A 19159-nucleotide genomic window follows, 5' to 3' on the forward strand; every position below is an offset into this window, starting at 1 on the left:
GCGGTCTCATACCGCCTGCAACCTTTGTAGGACGTGCTTAATGCTCAAGGCGCTGCGTTTTTCCGGCTGGCCGCTGTTGGCCGGCGTGCTTGTCGCTCTACTGATTATCCAGCGCTACCCGGAATGGGTCGGCCTGCCGAGCCTCGACGTCAACCTGCAGCAGGCGCCGCAAACCAAGGCGGTGCAGCAGGGGCCGGTGTCCTATGCCGACGCCGTGACCACCGCCGCGCCGGCCGTGGTGAACCTGTACACCACCAAGGTCATCAACAAACCCAGCCATCCGCTGTTCGAAGACCCGCAATTCCGGCGCTTCTTCGGCGACAACTCGCCCAAGCAGAAACGCATGGAGTCGAGCCTGGGGTCGGGCGTGATCATGAGCCCGGAAGGCTACATCCTGACCAACAACCACGTCACCAGCGGTGCCGACCAGATCGTGGTGGCCCTCAAGGACGGCCGTGAAACCCTGGCCCGGGTGATCGGCAGCGACCCGGAAACCGACCTCGCGGTGCTGAAGATCGACCTCAAGAACCTGCCGGCCATCACCATCGGTCGCTCCGACAGCATCCGCATCGGTGACGTCGCCCTGGCCATCGGCAACCCGTTCGGCGTCGGCCAGACCGTGACCATGGGCATCATCAGCGCCACCGGGCGCAATCAGCTGGGCCTGAACAACTACGAGGATTTCATCCAGACCGACGCCGCGATCAACCCCGGCAACTCCGGTGGCGCGCTGGTGGATGCCAACGGCAACCTCACCGGGATCAACACGGCGATCTTCTCCAAGTCCGGCGGCAGCCAGGGCATCGGTTTCGCCATTCCGGTGAAGCTGGCGATGGAGGTGATGAAGTCGATCATCGAACACGGCCAGGTGATCCGTGGCTGGCTGGGCATTGAAGTCCAGCCGCTGACCCAGGAGCTGGCGGAGTCCTTCGGCTTGTCCGGGCGGCCCGGTATCGTGGTGGCGGGGATTTTCCGCGACGGTCCGGCGCAGAAGGCCGGCCTGCAACTGGGCGATGTGATCCTGAGCATCGATGGCGAACCGGCCGGCGATGGCCGCCGCTCGATGAACCAGGTGGCGCGGATCAAGCCCACCGACAAGGTGACGATCCAGGTCATGCGCAACGGCAAGGAGCTCAAGCTCACCGCTGAAATCGGCCTGCGCCCACCGCCGGCGCCGGTGGTGCTCAAGGAAGAGCAATAAGCCTCCCAGATCCCATGGTGAGGGAGCTGGCTCCCTCCCCCCAAAAACAGTGTCCGGTTCGGTTTCCACCGAAAATACAGATAGCATAAATTCTCATTAGTAGTGTTATATTGTTTCAATACTAAAAATTGGAACAACATAACATGTCATCCATAAAACGGATTTCAGCTGCCAGCCTTGCCCTGGGCCTACTGGGCGATCCGGCCTGCGCCGAAGAAACCCAGTCACTGGAACTGGACGCCATCACCGTGACGTCCGACTACGAATCCCCCACCGGACCTGTCACGGGTTATCGCGCCACCCGCTCGGCCAGCGCCACCAAAACCGACACCGCCCTGCGCGACATCCCGCAATCGATCAGCGTAATTCCCGCCAGCGTGCTCAAGGACCTGGGCAGCACCAGCGTCGAGCGGGCCCTGGAATATGCCGGTGGTGTGTCGAAGCAGAACAACTTCGGCGGCCTGACGCTCTACGAATACAGCGTGCGCGGCTTCACCACCTCGGAGTTCTACAAGGACGGTTTCAGCGCCAACCGCGGTTATCCGAGCACGCCGGACGCCGCGAACATCGAACGCATCGAAGTGCTCAAGGGCCCCGCCGCCAGCCTGTATGGCCGGGGCGATCCCGGCGGTACGGTGAACATTGTCACCAAGAAACCGCAACCGGAAGCCTTCACCACCCTGCAGACCAGCGCCGGCAGTTGGGACCGCTACCGCACCGCACTGGATGTCAACACACCACTGGACGCCGAGGGCCAATTGCTGTCGCGGGTCAACCTGGCGGTGGAGGACAATCACAGCTTTCGCGATCACGTCGACAGCAAACGCGTCTTCGTCGCGCCCTCCATCAGTTGGCAGTTGAACCCCGACACGCGGTTGCTGGTGGAAAGCGAAATCGTGCGCCACAGCTCGACATTCGACCGTGGCATCGTCGCCCCGAACAATCGCTGGAGCGGCGTTTCCCGTTCGACCTTTTTGGGCGAACCCAACGACGGCGATATCGACAATCACAACAACATGCTCCAGGCCGCCCTCGAGCATCAGCTCAACGACACCTGGCAACTGCGCCTGGCCAGCCACTACAAACAAGGTGAACTCTGGGGCTTCGCCTCTGAAGCGCGCCCGCTGAACGCCGATGGCCACACGGTGAACCGCCGCTATCGCGAGCGCGAGAACAATTGGCACGACAGCATCACCCAGCTTGAATTACGCGGCCTGTTCGACCTCGGCCCGTGGCAACACGAACTACTGGTCGGCAGCGAATACGAGGACTACCGCAAAAACGAGCGCGTAACCAGCATCGGTGGCATCACCTATCCCATAGACATCTATCACCCAATCTACGGCCAGCCGAAACCCAATGGTGCTCGGACCGGCACAGACTTTTTCGAACATGTGCAAAGCCGCGCGCTGAACCTGCAGGACCAGATCATCTTCACCGACAAGCTGCGGGGCATGCTCGGCGTGCGTTATGAGCATTTCGAGCAGAGCATCGACGACCACACCCGCGGTAAAACCAGCCGCCAGCGCCACGACACCCTGACGCAGCGGGCCGGTCTGTTGTATCAATTGACACCCGACGTCGGGCTGTTCGCCAACGCCTCCACCTCGTTCAAGCCCAACAACGGCCTGGATGCCAGCGGCAAGACTTTCGATCCCGAGGAAGGGGTCGGCTATGAAGTGGGGATCAAGAGCGAGTGGTTCGACGATCGCCTGAGCACCACCCTGGCGGCATTCCATATAGAGAAGGAAAACGTCCTGAGCCCGGTCGCCGGGACCGACTTCAGCCGCGCCATCGGCAAGGCCCGCAGCCAGGGTATCGACCTGCAAGTGACTGGGCAGGTGACCGACGCCGTGCGCGTGATCGGCGCCTATGCCTACATCGATGCCGAAGTGACCCAGGGTGACCGGGAAAATCCCAGCGGCAGCCGGATCCTCGGCGTCGCCAAACACAGCGGCAGCGTGCTGGGAGTCTACGAGTTCCAGGACGGGCACCTGCGCGGTTCAGATCTCGGCGCGGCGTTCACGTATGTCGGGGATCGCTCGGGCGAAGCCGGCAAGGATTTCGAATTGCCGGCCTACCACACCGTGGACCTGCTGGCCCATTACAAGGCCAGCGACGACGTCACTGTGGGCCTGAACCTGAATAACGTCTTCGACGAAAAATACTACGAGCGCGCCTACAGCAACTACTGGGTCACCCCCGGCGCGCCACGCAACTTCACCGTCAGCCTCACCCTCGCTCTGTAAAAGGAAAAACGGCATGAAACACCCCAAGACCTTCGCCCTGCTCGGCCTGCTCCTGGCCACACAGGCCTCGGCCCATGGCCTGTGGACCGAACAGCGTCGCGGCAACATCGAAGTGATCTACGGCCACGGCGCTGAAGACAATGCCTTCAAGGCGCAGAAAATCAGCGGTGCCTGGGCCTATGACCTGGGCGGCAAGATGATTCCGGTCACCGTAGAGCGCCTGCCGGACCACGCCCGCCTGCAACCGCTCAAGCCGCCCGCCGTGCTGGCAGTGGCGCTGGACAATGGCATGTGGTCCCAGACCGCGGACAAGAAGTGGATCAACGAAGGCCGCAGCAAAGTGCCCGGGGCGATCGAGTCGACCCAGACGTTCAAGTACAGCCTGGCAATCTATGAGCCGGGGGCGAAACTGCCGACGCTTGCACCGATCAAATTCGTGATCCTGCCGGAAGTCGACCCGCTGACCGTAGGCCCGGGCCAGTCATTGCCGGTACGGGTGCTGCTGGATGGCAAACCGGCGGCCGGTGTGAAACTGGTGGGCGACTACCGCAGCGCGCCGAACACGGTTTCGACTGAAACCGACGCAGAAGGCCGAGCCAAAGTGCTGGTGCGCAACGAGGGCCTGAATGTGATCGCGGCGCAGATGGAAATTGCGCTCAAGGACAACAAGGACGTGGCCACCCGCGGCGTGTTCACCTCACTGACCTTCCTGGGCGAACCGCATCACGAGTAGGTTGACTGACACGACGCCATCGCGAGCAAGCTCGCTCCCACAGGGAGAGGCGGTGAACACATTTTTTGTGAACACCCCAGTAACCCACTGTGGGAGCGAGCTTGCTCGCGATGAGGCCGGCACAATCACCGCAAAACTCAAGCAGGCGTCAAGCACTCCGGCCCATTGAGCTTCGGATCATTGACCATATTGGCCAATACCCGCTCGCGCAGTGGCGCCGGCTCGCTTGCCAGCAACCCTTGCAAGGCATGCAGCGGTGTCTGCGGGTCGAGCCACAGGCGCTGGCCTTCTTCGTCCAGGATCAACGGCCGGCGCTGGCCCGCCGCCGGCTGGGTGATGACCGCCGTGCTCAGCCACACCTGCTCCTGCACCGGATACGCTTCCCAGATCGCGGCAAAAAACAACGACGAGCCCTCCCCCGGCGTCAGCCAGTACGGACGCTTGCGCGTGCCGCCGCGCCACTCATAAAAGCCGTTGGCCGGCAGCAGGCAGCGGCGCAGGCGCAAGGCCTCGCGAAACATCGGCTGCTCGGCCACGGTTTCGGCCCGGGCGTGGGCAGGGGTGCGGGACAGGTCGGTCAGCCACGGCGGCGTCAGGCCCCAGCGCGCCCGAGCCAGCTCGCGCTGGCCCTCGGCGCCGGCCCGCAGTATCAGCACCGAATCGTTGGGCGAAATATTCCACTGGGCCTTCTGATCGGCGGGAAAACCGGGCAGGGCCGCAAAGGTGGGGTTCCAGCGAAACAGGGCATAACGTCCACACATGGGGCAACACAACTCTTGATCGAACGACCGCCAGCCTAACAGACCAGCGTGCCAGGGTAGCTGTCCGGTTCGTCGCCGGGCAGCGGCAGCGCGGCATTGTACGCGGCGATCAACTCACGGGCGTATTGCGCCTGCTCGTCCTCCACCGCCAGCCCCAGCAGGCCCTGCATGGGCAACTCCCCCGCGCCGCCCAGCAAATCACGCCCCACCAGATGCGCCGTGATGCCTTCGCTCGCAAGCATCCCTTGCAACAACTCGCCTTCCATCAGGTTTTCCAGTTCGTAGATTCGCTGCATGGGCGCCCCATCATTCGTTTTCGCTGAAGACTTCGAGATGCCATTCCTCGCCATGGACCTGCAGCACAAAGGTGATCGGTCGACAGCACACCTGACAGTCCTCGATGTAGGTCTGGTCGCCGCCGGACAAGTCCACGGTTGTCTCCACATTCTCCCCGCAATAGGGACAATCATAATGAGCCTGCTCCAGCATCGCGGTCTCCCAAGTGACTTGTGCGTATAATCGCCGGTCTATTTGCAGGGCTATTTTCGTCTGGCTTATCTTCCAGGCCGTGCCCCGTCGTTTTTTCGATCGAACCTTTACTTACCCTAGCCGTTTCCAACAAGAGAGCATGATGGGCGAATTCGATGCCATCCGACCTTACGACGACAGCGAAGTCCCAGCGGTGCTGGCACGGCTGCTCGGCGACAAGGCGTTTCTAGATATCCTCACCCACTTCCGCTTCCCACGCCTGGCCGGCGCCTTCGGCTGGATGCTCAAACCCCTTATAGCGCAAAGATTGCGCCGTGAGTTCGCCGGTGTGACGTCGGTCGCCACTTTGCAGGACAAGGTGGAGTTCTACGTCGACCACACCATCGAGCGCGCCACCGATGGCGTGACCTACACCGGCGTGGAGCAATTCAAGTCCGGCAGCGCCTACCTGTTCATCGCCAACCACCGCGATATCGTGATGGACCCGGCCTTCGTCAACTACGCCGTGTACCACGCCGGCCTGCCGACGCCGCGCATCGCCATCGGCGACAACCTGCTGCAAAAGCCTTTTGTCAGCGACCTGATGCGCCTGAACAAGAGCTTCATCGTGCACCGCTCCATCACCGGACGGCGGGAAAAAATGGCCGCGTACCAGTTGCTGTCGGCGTACATCAACCATTCGATCCGCAACGACTGCGCCTCGATCTGGATCGCCCAGGCCGAAGGGCGGGCCAAGGACGGTGACGACCGGACCGAATCGGCGATCCTCAAGATGTTCCACATGAGCCGCAAGGACGAGCCGTTCGGCGAGGTGATCCAGTCGCTGAACCTCACGCCGGTGTCGATCAGCTACGAATACGACCCGTGCGACCAGGCCAAGGCCCGCGAGTTGTACATCCGCGCCACCACCGGCACCTACACCAAGGCACCGGGCGAAGATGACGTGAGCATCGCCAAGGGCATCACCGGCTACAAGGGCCGGGTCCACGTGAACTTCGCCGCGCCCATCACCGAGCTGTTCGAGGACACCAAGCAATTGGCCCTGGAAATGGACCGGCAGATTCTCGGCGGTTACCGCCTGTTCCCGGTGCATTACCTGGCTTACGCCCAATGGGCCGACGCCGACCCGCAGTTGCAGGTACCGACGGCAGCCGAAGTGTTTGGCGCCGATGAACTGGCCAAGGCCCAGGAAGAATGGCAGCGTCGGCTGCACGCTTGCCCGCCGGAACACCGGCCGTTCCTGGTGCTGCAATATGCGACGCCGGTACGTAATCAGTATCGGGTCAAGGCGGGGTTGGCGCTTTAAGCGATAGGTCTGAGGACATGGGCTCCCTGTGGCGAGGGAGCTTGCTGTGGCGAGGGGATTTATCCCCGTTGGGCTGCGTAGCAGCCCTGATCAGGTTGATGTGATCGACCAGACTTACCGAGCTGTCAGGGTTTGGGGCTGCTGCGCAGCCCAGCGGGGATAAATCCCCTCGCCACAGGCCACCATGCCCCGATCAAAACGGTTATCTCATCAGAACTGCGTACTGATCCACGACACCAGCAACGCCAGCGCCAGGCAGCCAAAGCCGAACCGATAGAAGAACCGGTTCATGCGCTGGGTGGCCAGGTCCAACAATGCTTCGAAGCGCTCCTCGCCATTGCCATTTCGTGCTTGCAGGCAGGCTCGCGCCCGTTGTTCACGGCGACGCGTCGCGTGCAGTACCCAGCCGCCCGGGCAGGCAAACAGCAACGCGAGCAGGTTGATCAATTTGGCGGGGTGGGCAGCGAACAACGAAAACAGATGCAACGACATCACGAACCTCAAGCGATAACGGACAGGACTGACACGCCCGTGGCCTACGAACAGGGCGCGGATTCTACCGAAAGCCCGCCGCCCTGCACCGTTTTTTCCGACCAGTAACGAACGGCAGGGATAATGGCCTGGTGACTTCGTGGCGAGGGAGCTTGCTCCCGCTGGACTGCGCAGCAGTCCCAAAAAAAGCTTGCACGATTAACCTGACACACCGAGACGCTAGTCGGGGGCTGCTGTGCAGCCCAGCGGGAGCAAGCTCCCTCGCCACAGGCTCCGCAATCAAGCCTTGGCTTAATTTCCCCCGTCACGGTTTCGTCATCTGATTAGGCCACTCTGTCGCCCTTCAAACCCGCACGGAACCCGTCATGCTCCACGCCGAAAACCAGGATCGCCTCTATCTCATCAGCCCAAGCGACGAACAGCAGAACCTCGTCGACAGCCTGTCCTTCAATGTGCAGGACCGCCATTGGCTGGTGTATTGCGCCCTCGGCGGCCATCAACATGCCGACCTGCCTGAGACAGACCTACTGACCGGGATCAGCGTGCTGGAATTCTATTCCCAGGCCGCCTGAAAAACTGTGGGAGCGAGCTTGCTCGCGCTAGCGGTGGATCAGCCAACATCGAGATGGCTGACACTCCGCTATCGCGAGCAAGCTCGCTCCCACAAGGGTTACAGGACTTAATGCTTACTCAGCCAGCACCTGGCCAATGGTCGGGTCCTTGAACAGCCGGGTCAGGGCATCGCTCAACACGTCGCTGACCAGCTTGGTGTTGGTGTCCTGGTTCGGCGCCATGCCGAAGCGCTGGTCCAGGGACGCCCCGTAACGACCGCTGTAGCGGCGGTTGGCGTTCTGCACGTCGGAGCGGAAGGTCGCGCCGATGGTGGCTTCGGTCACGTACATGCCTTCCTTGGGCGACTGGTACTTGAGCTCGGCCAGGGTCACGGTCAGTTGCGGTGCATTCAAGGCGTTGGCGGTGGGCGTGAAGCCCAGCAAACGCACCGCGGCTTCAGCCTGGGCCTGCAGCTTGGGCAGGATCTGCGCACCCTGCACCGTGATCACGCTGGTTTCCGGGTACAGGCCGCCACGGGTGCCGAGGGTCGGCGACGGACGCCCGTCCACGACCCGCACCACCACCGGCTGGCCACGACCCACAGGCGCCAGTTGGGCATTGAGCTTGGGCTCCGGGTTAAGTTGTTGCGGGCTGTGGGCGCAGCCGACGAGGGTCAGACTGGTCACAGCGATCAAACCGAACAACAGGCGTTGCAACATGCTCTTCTCTCCAGAATCGGGCACAAACAGGCCGGCAGTATAGCGGTGCGCCATCGCAGTGAACTAGCGCCTTACGATGAATACTGAAATGTCTGACACGGGCCGTGATTGCCGGTTCCTGTCACCCCATTGTCACGGTCCTTACACCGGTATGTCATGGCCCGCTGTCAGGCTTGCTTCAAGCTTCCTGACCCGGTATCCGCTCATGCGCTTCCTCATTTCCCTGTTCACCCCGCGTCCCCATCACCGCAGCTTCGCCCTGCTCGATCGCAACGGCCGTTGCCAGGCCTTCAAGCAGTGCAGCCTGCAACCGATGGGCGAGGGCTGGGTGGAAATCGACGAAATCCGCCTCAACTGGTTGCACCAGCCATTGCCCGCCAGCGCCCGCGTGCAACCGCTTCGTGCCCGCGCACGCAACCGACAACTGTTGACCATCTGACCGGACGGCTAATAAAAGTCATTAAACACGACCATTTCCCTGCGTTTCTTCGATACAATCTCCCCCCGATTATAAGGACGTCTCCTGATCGGGCCTCGCAACACCGCTGATGCGCTGGTATTGGCACCCCGCACCGCCCACAGAGAGCCGCCCACACAGATCGAGTGAAGCTGGCGCGCTTGCTGTTCTCCAGGCAAATCACCACTTTTCGCGAATCTGCAGAGCTGTCATTACGCTCGGTCACTGAGCTGTCTGCCTGTTTTGCCTGTCATGTACTACATGGGGGCAACCAAACCGGGCACGGTGCCAGGCTGGGACAGCCCTTTTTTGAGGTTCACGTCTTCAAAAGAGCGTGAAAAAACGGGTTTTCACAACTTCACGAGAGTGTGGCGAGCAAATGAAGAGTTTTGCGTCTGAACAAGCACCATTAGCGTCTGAAACAGCCCAACGACACAGGACCGGATATCGCTCGAGAACCGGCGCCTGAAGCCTGTCCGCTACGGATTTGGTTGCACGAACGGATGTCTCGGCCATAAGTCGAATTGCCCGCCCGGCGCTTAAATGAGTTCATGTGACTCTTGAGGCCAGGCTGCATGCATCCGCAGTAGGTGCGAAAAATTGCGAAGATTCGGACATGGCGATCCTGGCCATGGATAACTGGGGCGCAACTGACCTGCCCCGCCACTCCTGGCCGCTATGCCGACAATTTGGTGCTGCAGATTTTGGAGACGCGTTAAATGGCGCATAACGAAGCAGTCGATGTAGTTCTGGTAGGGGCCGGCATCATGAGTGCCACCCTGGCCGTGCTGCTCAAGGAGCTCGATCCCGCGATCTCGCTGGAAGTCGTCGAGCTGATGGACTCCGGTGCCGCGGAGAGTTCCAACCCGTGGAACAACGCCGGTACCGGCCACGCCGGGCTGTGTGAGCTCAACTACACGCCCCAGGCGGCCGACGGCACGGTCGACATCAAGAAAGCCGTGCACATCAACACCCAGTTCGAAGTGTCGAAGCAGTTCTGGACGTACCTGACCCAGAAAGGCACGTTCGGCTCTTCCAAGTCCTTCATCGCCCCGGTGCCACACCTGAGTTTCGTACAGGGTGAGAAAGGCGTGGCGTTCCTGAAGAAGCGCTTCGAGCTGATGCGCCAGCATCACGCCTTCGCCGACATGGAATACACCGAAGACAAAGGCCAGATGGCCGAGTGGATGCCGTTGATGATGCCTGGCCGGCCGGACGATGAAGTCATCGCCGCCACCCGCGTCATGAACGGTACCGACGTCAACTTCGGCGCCCTGACCAATCAGTTGCTCAAGCACCTGACCAGCGCCCCGGACACCCAGGTCAAATACTGCAAGCGCGTCACCGGCCTCAAGCGCAACGGCAACGGCTGGACCGTGAGCATCAAGGACGTCAATTCCGGCAGCACCCGCGAAGTCGACGCCAAGTTCGTGTTCCTCGGTGCCGGCGGCGCGGCCTTGCCGCTGCTGCAAGCCTCGGGCATCGAGGAAAGCAAGGGCTTCGGTGGCTTCCCGGTCAGCGGCCAGTGGCTGCGTTGCGACAACCCGGAAGTGGTCAAGCACCATCAGGCCAAGGTCTATAGCCAGGCCGCCGTGGGCTCGCCGCCAATGTCGGTGCCGCACCTGGACACCCGCGTGGTCGACGGCAAGAAATCCCTGCTGTTCGGGCCATACGCCGGTTTCACCACCAAGTTCCTCAAGCACGGTTCGCTCATGGACCTGCCGCTGTCGGTACGCGCCGGCAACATCGGCCCGATGCTGGCCGTGGCCCGGGACAACATGGACCTGACCAAGTACCTGATCAGCGAAGTGATGCAGTCCATGGAGCAGCGCCTGGAATCCCTGCGTCGCTTCTACCCCGAGGCGAAAGCCGAAGACTGGCGCTTGGAAGTGGCCGGCCAACGGGTGCAGATCATCAAGAAAGACCCGAAGAAAGGTGGCGTCCTGCAGTTCGGCACCGAACTGGTGGCGGCCAAGGACGGCACCCTCGCCGCCCTGCTCGGCGCATCGCCGGGTGCTTCGGTGACCGTATCGATCATGCTGGAATTGATCGAGCGCTGCTTCCCGGACAAGGCCAAGGGCGAGTGGGCTGGCAAGCTCGCAGAGATCTTCCCGGCCCGGGAAAAAGTGCTGGAAACCGACGCGGCGCTGTATCGCAAGATCAACGCGCAGAACAACATTGCGTTGGAGTTGGTTGAAGACAGCAAGGCTAAAAGTTACGCCTGATACCTTGCCGTCAATATAAAAAAGCCTCCCGTGCAGACGGGAGGCTTTTTTTATTTCCTCGGTGTTAGTTCATGCTGAATTTGACGCGTGTTCCACCGTGACTGACATAATCGTCATCATCTTCAACATAAAACAATTCAGCGACACAGGAACCCGCCGGCTCCGCCTTGACCCAGCGATGATAAGGCATTGCCTCTTTATCATTGCCCGGTGCCCTTGCGACATGTCCAAAGCTGAAATGACAGGTGCGGCTGCCTTGCGTATAGCTGAAGGCCTCTCGCTCGGCGCGTGACTGGGGCAGGTAGTAGGTTAATTCCTGGCTCTCGCCCGGGTTTATCGAAAAGCTGTGGCCTGCATTGGCCGGATTCTGCGTCCAGGTAAAATCGCTGCCAGGAACGATGACGGCGGCGGTTGCGTTGTAGACTTCAACATTGACAATTTCATCCCGCGCACTGGAAGCTGAACTTGCCAGACACGCCGCCAGGGACAACAACACCCCGACGATACACTTCTTTTGATCTTCCATGATGAATACAGCTCCATTTAAACGATGACGTCAAAGCCACTTGGCTTCGACGCAAAAGTAATGGAAATTCAAATAAAACAAAACAGCTCGAATGGTGACATAACCTTTCGGAGCAACTTGCAGAATAAGAAATTAGTTGCGATCAGCCCGAACGATGCAACGCTCCGAAGAGCGTTGACAGGGGTTCAATTCAGCGGCGCGCCTTGTTGATCAATTCGATGTATTCCTCGGCATTGCGCTGGTCCTGGATCAGCGCAACGAAATCGTTGCCGTGCTCGTCCTTACCGTCGAGGTCATGGCCGGCCTCGACGAAGAACGTCAAGAAGCGCTCGAAATCATCGACCCGCAGGCCACGGTAGGCCTTGATCAGTTTGTGCAACGACGGCGAAGTGGCATCGACCGGTTCGAAATTGAGGAACAGCTTGATCTGCTCGTCGCCAATCTCGTCGCCAATCACTTGTTTCTTGTCTTTACGCATTGCCGGCTCCAACTCGCACAATTCACGGGGCGGGCAGTTTACCCCCGGCAGGCCTCAGGGCTCAACGCGGGCGTTCGGTGCCGGTGTGCAGGTCGGCCCAGATATGGCCGTTGGCGTAGGTGAGGAACTGCACGTAGACCGTGTTGTTGCGCAACAGATCGATGACCACCCGGTACTGGGCCTGTGGATAAGACAGCGTCAGGGTCTTGCTCGCCTCGTCGAAGGCCGGTTTCTTCAAGCTTTTGCTTTCGCCGTCGAAGTTGAGGATCACCTGGCTGATGGTCGCCCCCTTGTTCAAAGACTTGCCCTTGAGACGGACCAGCAAGGGCGAAGTGACCGGGATCGGTTGCTGGTTGGACTGGCGCTGGTTACCCAGCACCACCGAATACTCGGTCACTTGCAGTAACTGTTGCTGTTCGGGCTGTTCCTGGCGCACCACCAGGTCATCCGGCGGCAGGAACTGGCTGTGCATCGGCGCGGCCACGGCCATCAAAGGCAGGCTGGCGATCAACAGTGAAGTGGCGCAGCGACGGATCGATACACGCATGACAACCTCCAGAATCTTGGCCGGGCACTCTAGCATGAGCAGGAATAGTAAAAATAAGCGATTCGGATCAATACATCCGGACAGCGGGCGCGGCATACTCAAAGAGGCCATCAGCGTCGATCTCACTGGCGCCTGCCTTTGTGGCGAGGGAGCTTGCTCCCGCTGGATGGCGCAGCCGCCCCAGGATATTGCGAGCGCTACGCACTCGAGCGGGAGCAAGCTCCCTCGCCACGGCCAGTGCCAGCCCCCTTGCGAGGAGTATTCATGTCTTTCTCCGCCCCACCGTTGTTCGCCGCCTGGCGCCAGACCTGGCGTGCCGGCTACACCCTGGAACGCCTGCGCGGCGACCTGGTGGCCGGGCTGACCGTCGGCATCATCGCCATCCCCCTGGCCATGGCCCTGGCGATTGCCGTCGGCGTGCCGCCACAGCACGGCCTGTACACGGTGTTGGTGGCGGCGCCGCTGATCGCCCTCACCGGCGGCTCGCGCTTCAACGTGAGCGGGCCGACAGCGGCGTTCGTGGTGATCCTGCTGCCCATCACCCAACAATACGGCCTCGGCGGCCTGCTGCTGTGCACCATGCTCGCCGGCCTGATCTTGATCGCCCTGGGCCTGATACGCGCCGGCCGCTTGATCCAGTACATCCCCTATCCGGTCATCCTCGGCTTCACCGCGGGCATCGGCGTGGTCATCGCCACTTTGCAACTGAAGGATCTGCTGGGGCTGACCACCGCAGGCCAAGCCAAACACTACATCGAACAACTGGGCGAATTGATCGTGGCGCTGCCCGGTGCCCGTCTCGGCGATGGGGCCATCGGGGCCGTGTGCCTGGCGGTGCTGATCGTCTGGCCGCGCTGGGTGCCACGGGTGCCCGGGCATCTGGTGGCGCTGCTGGTGGGCACGTTGCTGGGGCTGGCGATGGAGCGCGGCGGATGGCCGATCGCGACGCTGGGCGAACGTTTCAGCTACGTCATCGATGGCATCGCTCACCCGGGCATCCCGCCCTTTCTACCCAGCTTCGACTGGCCCTGGAACCTGCCGGACAGCCAGGGACATCCGTTGATCCTGTCCTATGACCTGATCCGCCAATTGCTGGCGCCCGCCTTCGCCATCGCCATGCTCGGAGCCATCGAATCGCTGTTGTGCGCGGTGGTAGCGGACGGCATGACCGGCAGCAAGCACGATCCCAATGCCGAGCTGATGGGCCAGGGCCTGGGCAACCTGGTGGCGCCGCTGTTCGGTGGCATCACCGCCACCGCCGCCATTGCCCGCAGCGCCACCAATGTGCGCAGTGGCGCCTTTTCACCGCTGGCCGCGATCATCCACAGCCTCGTGGTGCTGGTGGCGATTGTGCTGCTGGCGCCGCTGTTCAGTTACTTGCCCATGGCCGCACTGGCCGCGCTACTGGTGATGGTCGCCTGGAACATGAGCGAAGCCGGGCATGTGCTGCACACCCTGCGCATCGCCCCGCGCAGCGACGTGCTGGTGCTGCTGACCTGCCTGGGCCTGACGGTGCTGTTCGACATGGTCCTGGCCGTCGCCGTCGGCCTGCTGCTGGCCGCCGGGCTGTTCATCAAGCGCATGAGCGAATTGACCGACAGCGCCGAATTGCCGCGCGATTTTCACCAGGCCCTGCTGGACATGCCCGGGCATGTTCGCTGCTACGCCATTCGTGGACCGTTGTTCTTTGGCGCGGCTGAAAAAGCCCTGGATGTGCTGCGCCGGTTCGACCCGGCCGTTCGGGTGGTGGTCGTGGAAATGAGTGCCGTGCCCATGCTGGACATGACGGCGCTGGCTGCGTTTGAAAATATCCTGAAGGATTACCGCAAGCACGGCATCGGCCTGATCCTGGTGGCGACCGCGCCCAGGGTGCGCCTGAAACTGCGCCGCGCCGGCATTCATCGCGAACAGCGGCAATTGGCCTATGTGCAGACCCTGGAGCAGGCGCGGGTCAAGAGTGAGCAGTGGTTGGCCGGCGGCAGCACCGCTCATCCAAGACTTGCTTGAATTGTGGCGAGGGAACTTGCTCCCGCTGGGCTGCGCAGCAGCCCCAATTGCAGGTGGGTGCCAAGCCCCCAAGCGGGAGCAAGCTCCCTCGCCACAAAATCTCCGCTGCCCTGCCTGATTCGGTGCTCAGTCGAACTGAGCGCGCATCCAGGCCTGGTACTCGGCCACGCCCGCCTCGCCCTCGCGGGGTGCCCAGTGGGCCAGTTCGCCCTCGCCCACGGGCCGGTAAGGACCGGCCTTGCACTCGAACATCAAGCTGTCGGCTTCCAGCACCACCAATCCGTGATACACACCGGCCGGCAGGTCGACACCGAGGCAATCGCCACCGGCCTGCAGGATGCGCTTGTCCACCACCGCACCGGCCTCGTCGAAAATCAACACCCCCAGCCGCCCCTTGAGCACCAGCAAGGTTTCCGCCTTATCGGCGCTCAGGTGACGGTGCGGCGGGATGTAGGTGCAAGGCTGCAAGCCAACCGCCATGCGGTGGCACGGCTCATCCATCTCATGGAAATTATGGTGCTGTCGTCCGCGAGGACTGGCCGCGGCTTTCTCGGCCAATTCATCGAACAACGCTTGTTCCAGGAAACTTGGCCGAGTCATCGACTACATCCCCTTGACGGCGAAAATGCCATTGGCGTTGCGCCAGTAACCTTTGTAGTCCATGCCGTAGCCGAAAATGTAGCGGTCGATACACGGCAGGCCGACGAAATCGGCTTTCAAGTCCGGCCGCGCCTTGCGGTCGTGGTCCTTGTCGATCAGCACGGCGGTGTGCACGGCGCGGGCGCCGGCGTGTTTGCAGAAGTCGATGATCGCACCCAGGGTATGACCTTCGTCGAGGATGTCGTCGATGATCAGCACATCGCGGTCGATGAACGAAACTTCCGGCTTGGCTTTCCAGAACAGGTCGCCGCCGCTGGTTTCGTTGCGATAACGCGTCGCGTGCAGGTAGGACGCTTCCAGGGGGAAGTTCAGATAGGTCAGCAGCTTGCCGGAGAAAATCAGGCCGCCGTTCATGACGCAGAACACCACCGGATTGGCATCGGCCAGTTGCTCGTTGATTTGCGCACCGACACGGGCGATGGCCGCTTCCACTTCGGCTTCGGTGTACAGGCAGTCAGCCTCTCGCATGATTTGACGGATATGCTCGAGATCAGCGGACATGGCGCTCTCCAGGGGTGGCAGGGTTCGGAAAAGCCGGCAAAGGTACGCATCCCGCCCGGCCAGATCAAGCGTTTGTGGACTAACGTTCTGTATTGTCTATAGGACAACACCCTCGGATAGATTAATCTAGGCCGGTTTTTTTGCCCGCCGCCGGAGCCTTCCCCATGCCCATCCTCGAGATCCGCCATCCGCTGATCAGACACAAACTCGGCCTGATGCGCCGCGCCGATATCAGCACGAAGAACTTCCGTGAACTGGCCCAGGAAGTCGGTGCCCTGCTCACCTATGAAGCCACCAAGGACCTGCCGCTGGAGTCCTACGAAATCGATGGCTGGGCCGGCACGGTCCAGGTCGAGAAAATCGCCGGCAAGAAAATCACCGTGGTGCCGATCCTGCGCGCCGGTATCGGCATGCTCGAAGGCGTGCTGAGCCTGATCCCGGGGGCCAAGGTCAGCGCCGTGGGCGTGGCTCGCAACGAGCAGACCCTGCAAGCCCACACCTACCTGGAAAAACTGGTGCCGGAAATCGACGAGCGCCTGGCGATGATCATCGATCCGATGCTCGCCACCGGCAGCTCCATGGTCGCCACCATCGACCTGTTGAAAAAGGCCGGTTGCCGGGACATCCGCGCCATGGTGCTGGTTGCTGCCCCCGAAGGCATCAAGGCCGTGCAGGACGCCCACCCGGATGTGACCATCTACACCGCGTCCATCGACCAGAAACTCAACGAACATGGCTACATCATCCCGGGCCTGGGCGATGCCGGCGACAAGATCTTCGGCACCAAGCAGAAGGACGCTTGAGCATGCGGGATGAGTTCAACGATCCGCTCTGGCGCCAGGTCCTGTCAGGCGCACAGATGCTGTTCGTCGCCTTCGGCGCGCTGGTATTGATGCCGCTGATCACCGGCCTGGACCCTAACGTGGCGCTGTTCACCGCCGGCCTGGGAACGATCCTGTTCCAGCTCGTCACCGGGCGCCAGGTACCGGTGTTCCTGGCCTCGAGCTTTGCCTTCATCACTCCGATCATACTCGCCAAAGGCCAGTTCGGCCTGGCCGCGACCATGGGTGGGGTGATGGCGGCGGGTTTCGTCTACACCTTCCTGGGCCTGGCGGTGAAGATCAAGGGCACCGGGTTCATCGACCGGCTGCTGCCGCCAGTGGTCATCGGTCCGGTGATCATTTCCATCGGCCTGGCCATGGCGCCGATTGCCGCCAACATGGCAATGGGCAAGGCCGGCGACGGCACCGAGCTGATTCATTATCAGACCGCGATGATGATTTCGATGCCGGCCCTGCTCACCACCCTGATCGTGGCGGTGTTCGGCAAAGGCATTTTCCGCCTGGTGCCGATCATTTCCGGCGTGCTGGTGGGCTTTGCCATGGCGTTTTTCTTCGGGGTCGTGGACACCGCGAAAATCGCCGCCGCCCCCTGGTTCGCCCTGCCAGCCTTCACCGCACCGGAGTTCAATTGGCAGGCGATCCTGTTCATCGTGCCGGTCGCCCTGGCACCGGCCATCGAGCACATCGGCGGCGTGATTGCCGTGGGCAGCGTGACCGGTCGCGACTACCTGAAAAAACCCGGCCTGCACCGCACCCTGCTGGGTGACGGCATTGCCACCACCGCCGCCGGGCTGTTCGGTGGCCCGCCCAACACCACCTACGCCGAAGTGACCGGCGCGGTGATGCTGACCAAGAACTACAACCCGAAGATCATGACCTGGGCGGCGATCTTTGCCATCAGCCTGGCGTTCATCGGCAAGTTCGGCGCGCTGCTGCAAAGCATCCCGGTGCCGGTGATGGGCGGGATCCTGTGCCTGTTGTTCGGTTCGATTGCGGCGGTGGGCATGAATACGCTGATCCGCCACAAGATCGACCTGGGCGAGGCGCGCAACCTGGTGATCGTTTCGGTGACGCTGGTGTTCGGCATTGGCGGCGTACTGGTGGGCACGGGCACCGGTCCGGACGACTTCGGCCTCAAAGGCATCGCATTGTGCGCGGTGGTGGCGATCGCGCTGAACCTGCTGCTGCCGGGCAATGACGGCTGGAAACAGAAGAAGGCGGATGAGCCGCTGATCTGACTCAAGCTTGAAGGCTTTGTTGTCGGCCTGACAGCCATCGCGAGCAAGCTCGCTCCCACAGTGGATCTCGGGTGGTCACAACATTTGTGTACACCGCAGAGCCCATGTGGGAGCGAGCTTGCTCGCGATGAGGCCCTTGAGCCTCACAACGCTATCGGAGCCCGTTCGCAGAGAGTACTCAACGCCTGCGCCCACTGCGGCTCATCATTGAGGCAAGGCACCAGCACCAACTCCTCCCCCCCTGCCGCGCGGAACTGCTCGCAACCGCGATCGCCGATTTCCTCCAGGGTTTCAATGCAGTCGGCCACGAACGCCGGGCACATCACCAGCACTTTCTTCACGCCGCTTTTGGCCAGTTCTTCCAGGCGCGCCTCGGTGTAGGGTTCGATCCACTTGGCCCGCCCCAACCGCGACTGGAACGACACCGACCATTTGCCATCCGCCAGCCCCATGCGTTGGGCAAACAGTTCGGCAGTGCGGATGCATTGCGCGCGGTAACAGGTCGCCATGACTTCCGGCGGCGCATTCTTGCAGCAGTCGGCATCCTTGAAGCAATGAAATCCCGTCGGGTCGAGCTTGGTCAGGTGCCGTTCCGGCAAGCCGTGGAAACTCAACAACAGATGATCGTGCTCCTGCATCAGGTACGGCTTGGCGCTGGTCACCAGGGCGTCGAGGTATTCGGGCTGATCGTAGAACGGTTGGAGGATCGAAAACTGCACATTGAGCTTCTTTTCCCGTACGACCCGCTTGGCCTCCTCGATCACCGTGGTCACGGTGCTGTCGGCGAACTGCGGATACAACGGCGCCAACGTGATCTTCTTGTGCCCCTGACTCGCCAGCCGCACCAGCGCCGATTCAATGGACGGCTCGCCATAACGCATCGCCAGCTCCACCGGACCCTGGGTCCACTGCGCGGTCATGGCCTGTTGCAGCCGGCGACTGAGCACCACCAACGGCGATCCTTCCTCCCACCAGATCGAGGCGTAGGCGTGGGCCGACTGTTCGGGCCGCTTGATCAGGATCAGCGACACCAGCAAGCGCCGCACCGGCCATGGCAGGTCGATGACATACGGGTCCATCAGGAATTGATTGAGGTAGCGGCGCACATCGGCCACCGAGGTGGAGGCAGGCGAACCCAGATTCACCAGAAGCAACGCGTGATCGGTCATGCAACGT

Annotated in this window: 21 protein-coding genes; 10 read left to right on the forward strand and 11 right to left on the reverse strand. The window is 61.7% G+C overall.

Annotation, left to right across the window (positions count from 1 at the left end; all coding sequences use genetic code 11):
* The first annotated feature begins 40 nt into the window (after positions 1–40).
* The 3 genes from algW to AB7M32_RS28235 all read left to right on the forward strand — a co-directional run bounded on the left by algW (position 41) and on the right by AB7M32_RS28235 (position 4183).
* Positions 41–1201: a Do family serine endopeptidase AlgW gene (algW, locus tag AB7M32_RS28225; RefSeq protein ID WP_072344423.1), complete on the forward strand. Its 1161-nt coding sequence runs from the start codon at positions 41–43 to the stop codon at positions 1199–1201.
* A gap of 143 nt (positions 1202–1344) precedes the next feature.
* Positions 1345–3450 carry a TonB-dependent siderophore receptor gene (locus AB7M32_RS28230; RefSeq protein ID WP_454252043.1) on the forward strand — a complete coding sequence of 702 codons (2106 nt, stop codon included), beginning with the start codon at positions 1345–1347 and terminating at the stop codon, positions 3448–3450.
* A 13-nt stretch (positions 3451–3463) separates the two neighbouring features.
* A complete protein-coding gene (locus tag AB7M32_RS28235) occupies positions 3464–4183 on the forward strand; it encodes a DUF4198 domain-containing protein (RefSeq protein WP_454252044.1) in 720 nt (239 codons plus the stop codon).
* 137 nt (positions 4184–4320) lie between these two features.
* On the opposite strand, the gene AB7M32_RS28240 is transcribed toward AB7M32_RS28235, so the two are convergent.
* Genes AB7M32_RS28240 through AB7M32_RS28250 form a run of 3 tightly spaced genes read right to left on the reverse strand, consistent with a single transcriptional unit; the run spans position 4321 to position 5433 of the window.
* Positions 4321–4944 carry an SOS response-associated peptidase gene (locus AB7M32_RS28240; protein WP_072409381.1) on the reverse strand — a complete coding sequence of 208 codons (624 nt, stop codon included), beginning with the start codon at positions 4942–4944 and terminating at the stop codon, positions 4321–4323.
* Positions 4945–4979: 35 nt separating this feature from the next.
* On the reverse strand, positions 4980–5240 hold the full coding sequence (locus tag AB7M32_RS28245) for a putative signal transducing protein (protein ID WP_092202539.1): 261 nt from the start codon (positions 5238–5240) through the stop codon (positions 4980–4982).
* A 10-nt stretch (positions 5241–5250) separates the two neighbouring features.
* Positions 5251–5433: a CPXCG motif-containing cysteine-rich protein gene (locus tag AB7M32_RS28250; RefSeq protein ID WP_072409377.1), complete on the reverse strand. Its 183-nt coding sequence runs from the start codon at positions 5431–5433 to the stop codon at positions 5251–5253.
* Positions 5434–5572: 139 nt separating this feature from the next.
* Between AB7M32_RS28250 and AB7M32_RS28255 the strand changes: the two genes are divergently transcribed.
* The gene (locus tag AB7M32_RS28255) at positions 5573–6739 is read left to right on the forward strand and encodes a 1-acyl-sn-glycerol-3-phosphate acyltransferase (RefSeq protein ID WP_454252045.1); all 1167 of its coding nucleotides are present in this window, start codon (positions 5573–5575) and stop codon (positions 6737–6739) included.
* Positions 6740–6949: 210 nt separating this feature from the next.
* Here AB7M32_RS28255 and AB7M32_RS28260 read toward each other — a convergent pair whose 3' ends face one another.
* Complete coding sequence (locus AB7M32_RS28260) at positions 6950–7231, reverse strand: hypothetical protein (RefSeq protein WP_060740672.1); 282 nt, start codon at positions 7229–7231, stop codon at positions 6950–6952.
* A 365-nt stretch (positions 7232–7596) separates the two neighbouring features.
* On the opposite strand from AB7M32_RS28260, the gene AB7M32_RS28265 reads away from it, so the two are divergent.
* The gene (locus tag AB7M32_RS28265; RefSeq protein WP_003185312.1) at positions 7597–7803 is read left to right on the forward strand and encodes a hypothetical protein; all 207 of its coding nucleotides are present in this window, start codon (positions 7597–7599) and stop codon (positions 7801–7803) included.
* A 114-nt stretch (positions 7804–7917) separates the two neighbouring features.
* On the opposite strand, the gene AB7M32_RS28270 is transcribed toward AB7M32_RS28265, so the two are convergent.
* Entirely contained in the window at positions 7918–8502 is a 585-nt protein-coding gene (locus tag AB7M32_RS28270) for a YajG family lipoprotein (protein ID WP_003205489.1), read from the reverse strand.
* Between the two features lie 205 nt (positions 8503–8707).
* On the opposite strand from AB7M32_RS28270, the gene AB7M32_RS28275 reads away from it, so the two are divergent.
* Together AB7M32_RS28275 and mqo are read left to right on the forward strand one after the other, a co-directional pair.
* Positions 8708–8941, forward strand: a complete 234-nt coding sequence (locus AB7M32_RS28275) for a hypothetical protein (RefSeq protein WP_014340171.1) — start codon at positions 8708–8710, stop codon at positions 8939–8941.
* A gap of 737 nt (positions 8942–9678) precedes the next feature.
* Positions 9679–11184: a malate dehydrogenase (quinone) gene (gene mqo, locus AB7M32_RS28280; protein WP_454252046.1), complete on the forward strand. Its 1506-nt coding sequence runs from the start codon at positions 9679–9681 to the stop codon at positions 11182–11184.
* A 64-nt stretch (positions 11185–11248) separates the two neighbouring features.
* Here mqo and AB7M32_RS28285 read toward each other — a convergent pair whose 3' ends face one another.
* From AB7M32_RS28285 to AB7M32_RS28295, 3 genes are all read right to left on the reverse strand, one after another.
* On the reverse strand, positions 11249–11710 hold the full coding sequence (locus AB7M32_RS28285) for a hypothetical protein (protein WP_454252047.1): 462 nt from the start codon (positions 11708–11710) through the stop codon (positions 11249–11251).
* Positions 11711–11900: 190 nt separating this feature from the next.
* Positions 11901–12188, reverse strand: a complete 288-nt coding sequence (locus tag AB7M32_RS28290; RefSeq protein ID WP_060740669.1) for a PA4642 family protein — start codon at positions 12186–12188, stop codon at positions 11901–11903.
* Between the two features lie 61 nt (positions 12189–12249).
* Positions 12250–12735: a hypothetical protein gene (locus AB7M32_RS28295; RefSeq protein ID WP_072409368.1), complete on the reverse strand. Its 486-nt coding sequence runs from the start codon at positions 12733–12735 to the stop codon at positions 12250–12252.
* A 264-nt stretch (positions 12736–12999) separates the two neighbouring features.
* On the opposite strand from AB7M32_RS28295, the gene dauA reads away from it, so the two are divergent.
* Complete coding sequence (gene dauA, locus AB7M32_RS28300) at positions 13000–14742, forward strand: C4-dicarboxylic acid transporter DauA (protein ID WP_454252048.1); 1743 nt, start codon at positions 13000–13002, stop codon at positions 14740–14742.
* A gap of 126 nt (positions 14743–14868) precedes the next feature.
* Here dauA and AB7M32_RS28305 read toward each other — a convergent pair whose 3' ends face one another.
* Together AB7M32_RS28305 and AB7M32_RS28310 are read right to left on the reverse strand one after the other, a co-directional pair.
* On the reverse strand, positions 14869–15342 hold the full coding sequence (locus AB7M32_RS28305; protein WP_072409364.1) for a WbuC family cupin fold metalloprotein: 474 nt from the start codon (positions 15340–15342) through the stop codon (positions 14869–14871).
* A gap of 3 nt (positions 15343–15345) precedes the next feature.
* Positions 15346–15903 carry a hypoxanthine-guanine phosphoribosyltransferase gene (locus AB7M32_RS28310; protein WP_053125250.1) on the reverse strand — a complete coding sequence of 186 codons (558 nt, stop codon included), beginning with the start codon at positions 15901–15903 and terminating at the stop codon, positions 15346–15348.
* A gap of 164 nt (positions 15904–16067) precedes the next feature.
* On the opposite strand from AB7M32_RS28310, the gene upp reads away from it, so the two are divergent.
* Both upp and AB7M32_RS28320 read left to right on the forward strand, forming a co-directional pair.
* Entirely contained in the window at positions 16068–16706 is a 639-nt protein-coding gene (upp, locus tag AB7M32_RS28315) for a uracil phosphoribosyltransferase (protein WP_003185330.1), read from the forward strand.
* A 2-nt stretch (positions 16707–16708) separates the two neighbouring features.
* A complete protein-coding gene (locus AB7M32_RS28320) occupies positions 16709–17983 on the forward strand; it encodes a uracil-xanthine permease family protein (RefSeq protein ID WP_407805428.1) in 1275 nt (424 codons plus the stop codon).
* A gap of 143 nt (positions 17984–18126) precedes the next feature.
* Here AB7M32_RS28320 and hemH read toward each other — a convergent pair whose 3' ends face one another.
* Positions 18127–19152, reverse strand: a complete 1026-nt coding sequence (gene hemH / locus AB7M32_RS28325) for a ferrochelatase (RefSeq protein WP_454252049.1) — start codon at positions 19150–19152, stop codon at positions 18127–18129.
* Positions 19153–19159: the final 7 nt, after the last annotated feature.

The sequence above is a fragment of the Pseudomonas sp. R151218B TE3479 genome (assembly GCF_053629195.1).

Bases quoted from the DNA above. Each gene is read 5' to 3' on its own strand.
- AB7M32_RS28240 (WP_072409381.1), bottom strand. From the start codon at position 4,944: ATGTGTGGACGTTATGCCCTGTTTCGCTGGAACCCCACCTTTGCGGCC.
- algW (WP_072344423.1), top strand. From the start codon at position 41: ATGCTCAAGGCGCTGCGTTTTTCCGGCTGGCCGCTGTTGGCCGGCGTG.
- hemH (WP_454252049.1), bottom strand. From the start codon at position 19,152: ATGACCGATCACGCGTTGCTTCTGGTGAATCTGGGTTCGCCTGCCTCC.
- AB7M32_RS28235 (WP_454252044.1), top strand. From the start codon at position 3,464: ATGAAACACCCCAAGACCTTCGCCCTGCTCGGCCTGCTCCTGGCCACA.
- dauA (WP_454252048.1), top strand. From the start codon at position 13,000: ATGTCTTTCTCCGCCCCACCGTTGTTCGCCGCCTGGCGCCAGACCTGG.
- AB7M32_RS28245 (WP_092202539.1), bottom strand. From the start codon at position 5,240: ATGCAGCGAATCTACGAACTGGAAAACCTGATGGAAGGCGAGTTGTTG.
- AB7M32_RS28305 (WP_072409364.1), bottom strand. From the start codon at position 15,342: ATGACTCGGCCAAGTTTCCTGGAACAAGCGTTGTTCGATGAATTGGCC.
- AB7M32_RS28255 (WP_454252045.1), top strand. From the start codon at position 5,573: ATGATGGGCGAATTCGATGCCATCCGACCTTACGACGACAGCGAAGTC.
- AB7M32_RS28285 (WP_454252047.1), bottom strand. From the start codon at position 11,710: ATGGAAGATCAAAAGAAGTGTATCGTCGGGGTGTTGTTGTCCCTGGCG.
- AB7M32_RS28270 (WP_003205489.1), bottom strand. From the start codon at position 8,502: ATGTTGCAACGCCTGTTGTTCGGTTTGATCGCTGTGACCAGTCTGACC.
- AB7M32_RS28275 (WP_014340171.1), top strand. From the start codon at position 8,708: ATGCGCTTCCTCATTTCCCTGTTCACCCCGCGTCCCCATCACCGCAGC.
- AB7M32_RS28295 (WP_072409368.1), bottom strand. From the start codon at position 12,735: ATGCGTGTATCGATCCGTCGCTGCGCCACTTCACTGTTGATCGCCAGC.
- AB7M32_RS28290 (WP_060740669.1), bottom strand. From the start codon at position 12,188: ATGCGTAAAGACAAGAAACAAGTGATTGGCGACGAGATTGGCGACGAG.
- upp (WP_003185330.1), top strand. From the start codon at position 16,068: ATGCCCATCCTCGAGATCCGCCATCCGCTGATCAGACACAAACTCGGC.
- AB7M32_RS28265 (WP_003185312.1), top strand. From the start codon at position 7,597: ATGCTCCACGCCGAAAACCAGGATCGCCTCTATCTCATCAGCCCAAGC.
- AB7M32_RS28310 (WP_053125250.1), bottom strand. From the start codon at position 15,903: ATGTCCGCTGATCTCGAGCATATCCGTCAAATCATGCGAGAGGCTGAC.
- mqo (WP_454252046.1), top strand. From the start codon at position 9,679: ATGGCGCATAACGAAGCAGTCGATGTAGTTCTGGTAGGGGCCGGCATC.
- AB7M32_RS28230 (WP_454252043.1), top strand. From the start codon at position 1,345: ATGTCATCCATAAAACGGATTTCAGCTGCCAGCCTTGCCCTGGGCCTA.
- AB7M32_RS28320 (WP_407805428.1), top strand. From the start codon at position 16,709: ATGCGGGATGAGTTCAACGATCCGCTCTGGCGCCAGGTCCTGTCAGGC.
- AB7M32_RS28260 (WP_060740672.1), bottom strand. From the start codon at position 7,231: ATGTCGTTGCATCTGTTTTCGTTGTTCGCTGCCCACCCCGCCAAATTG.
- AB7M32_RS28250 (WP_072409377.1), bottom strand. From the start codon at position 5,433: ATGCTGGAGCAGGCTCATTATGATTGTCCCTATTGCGGGGAGAATGTG.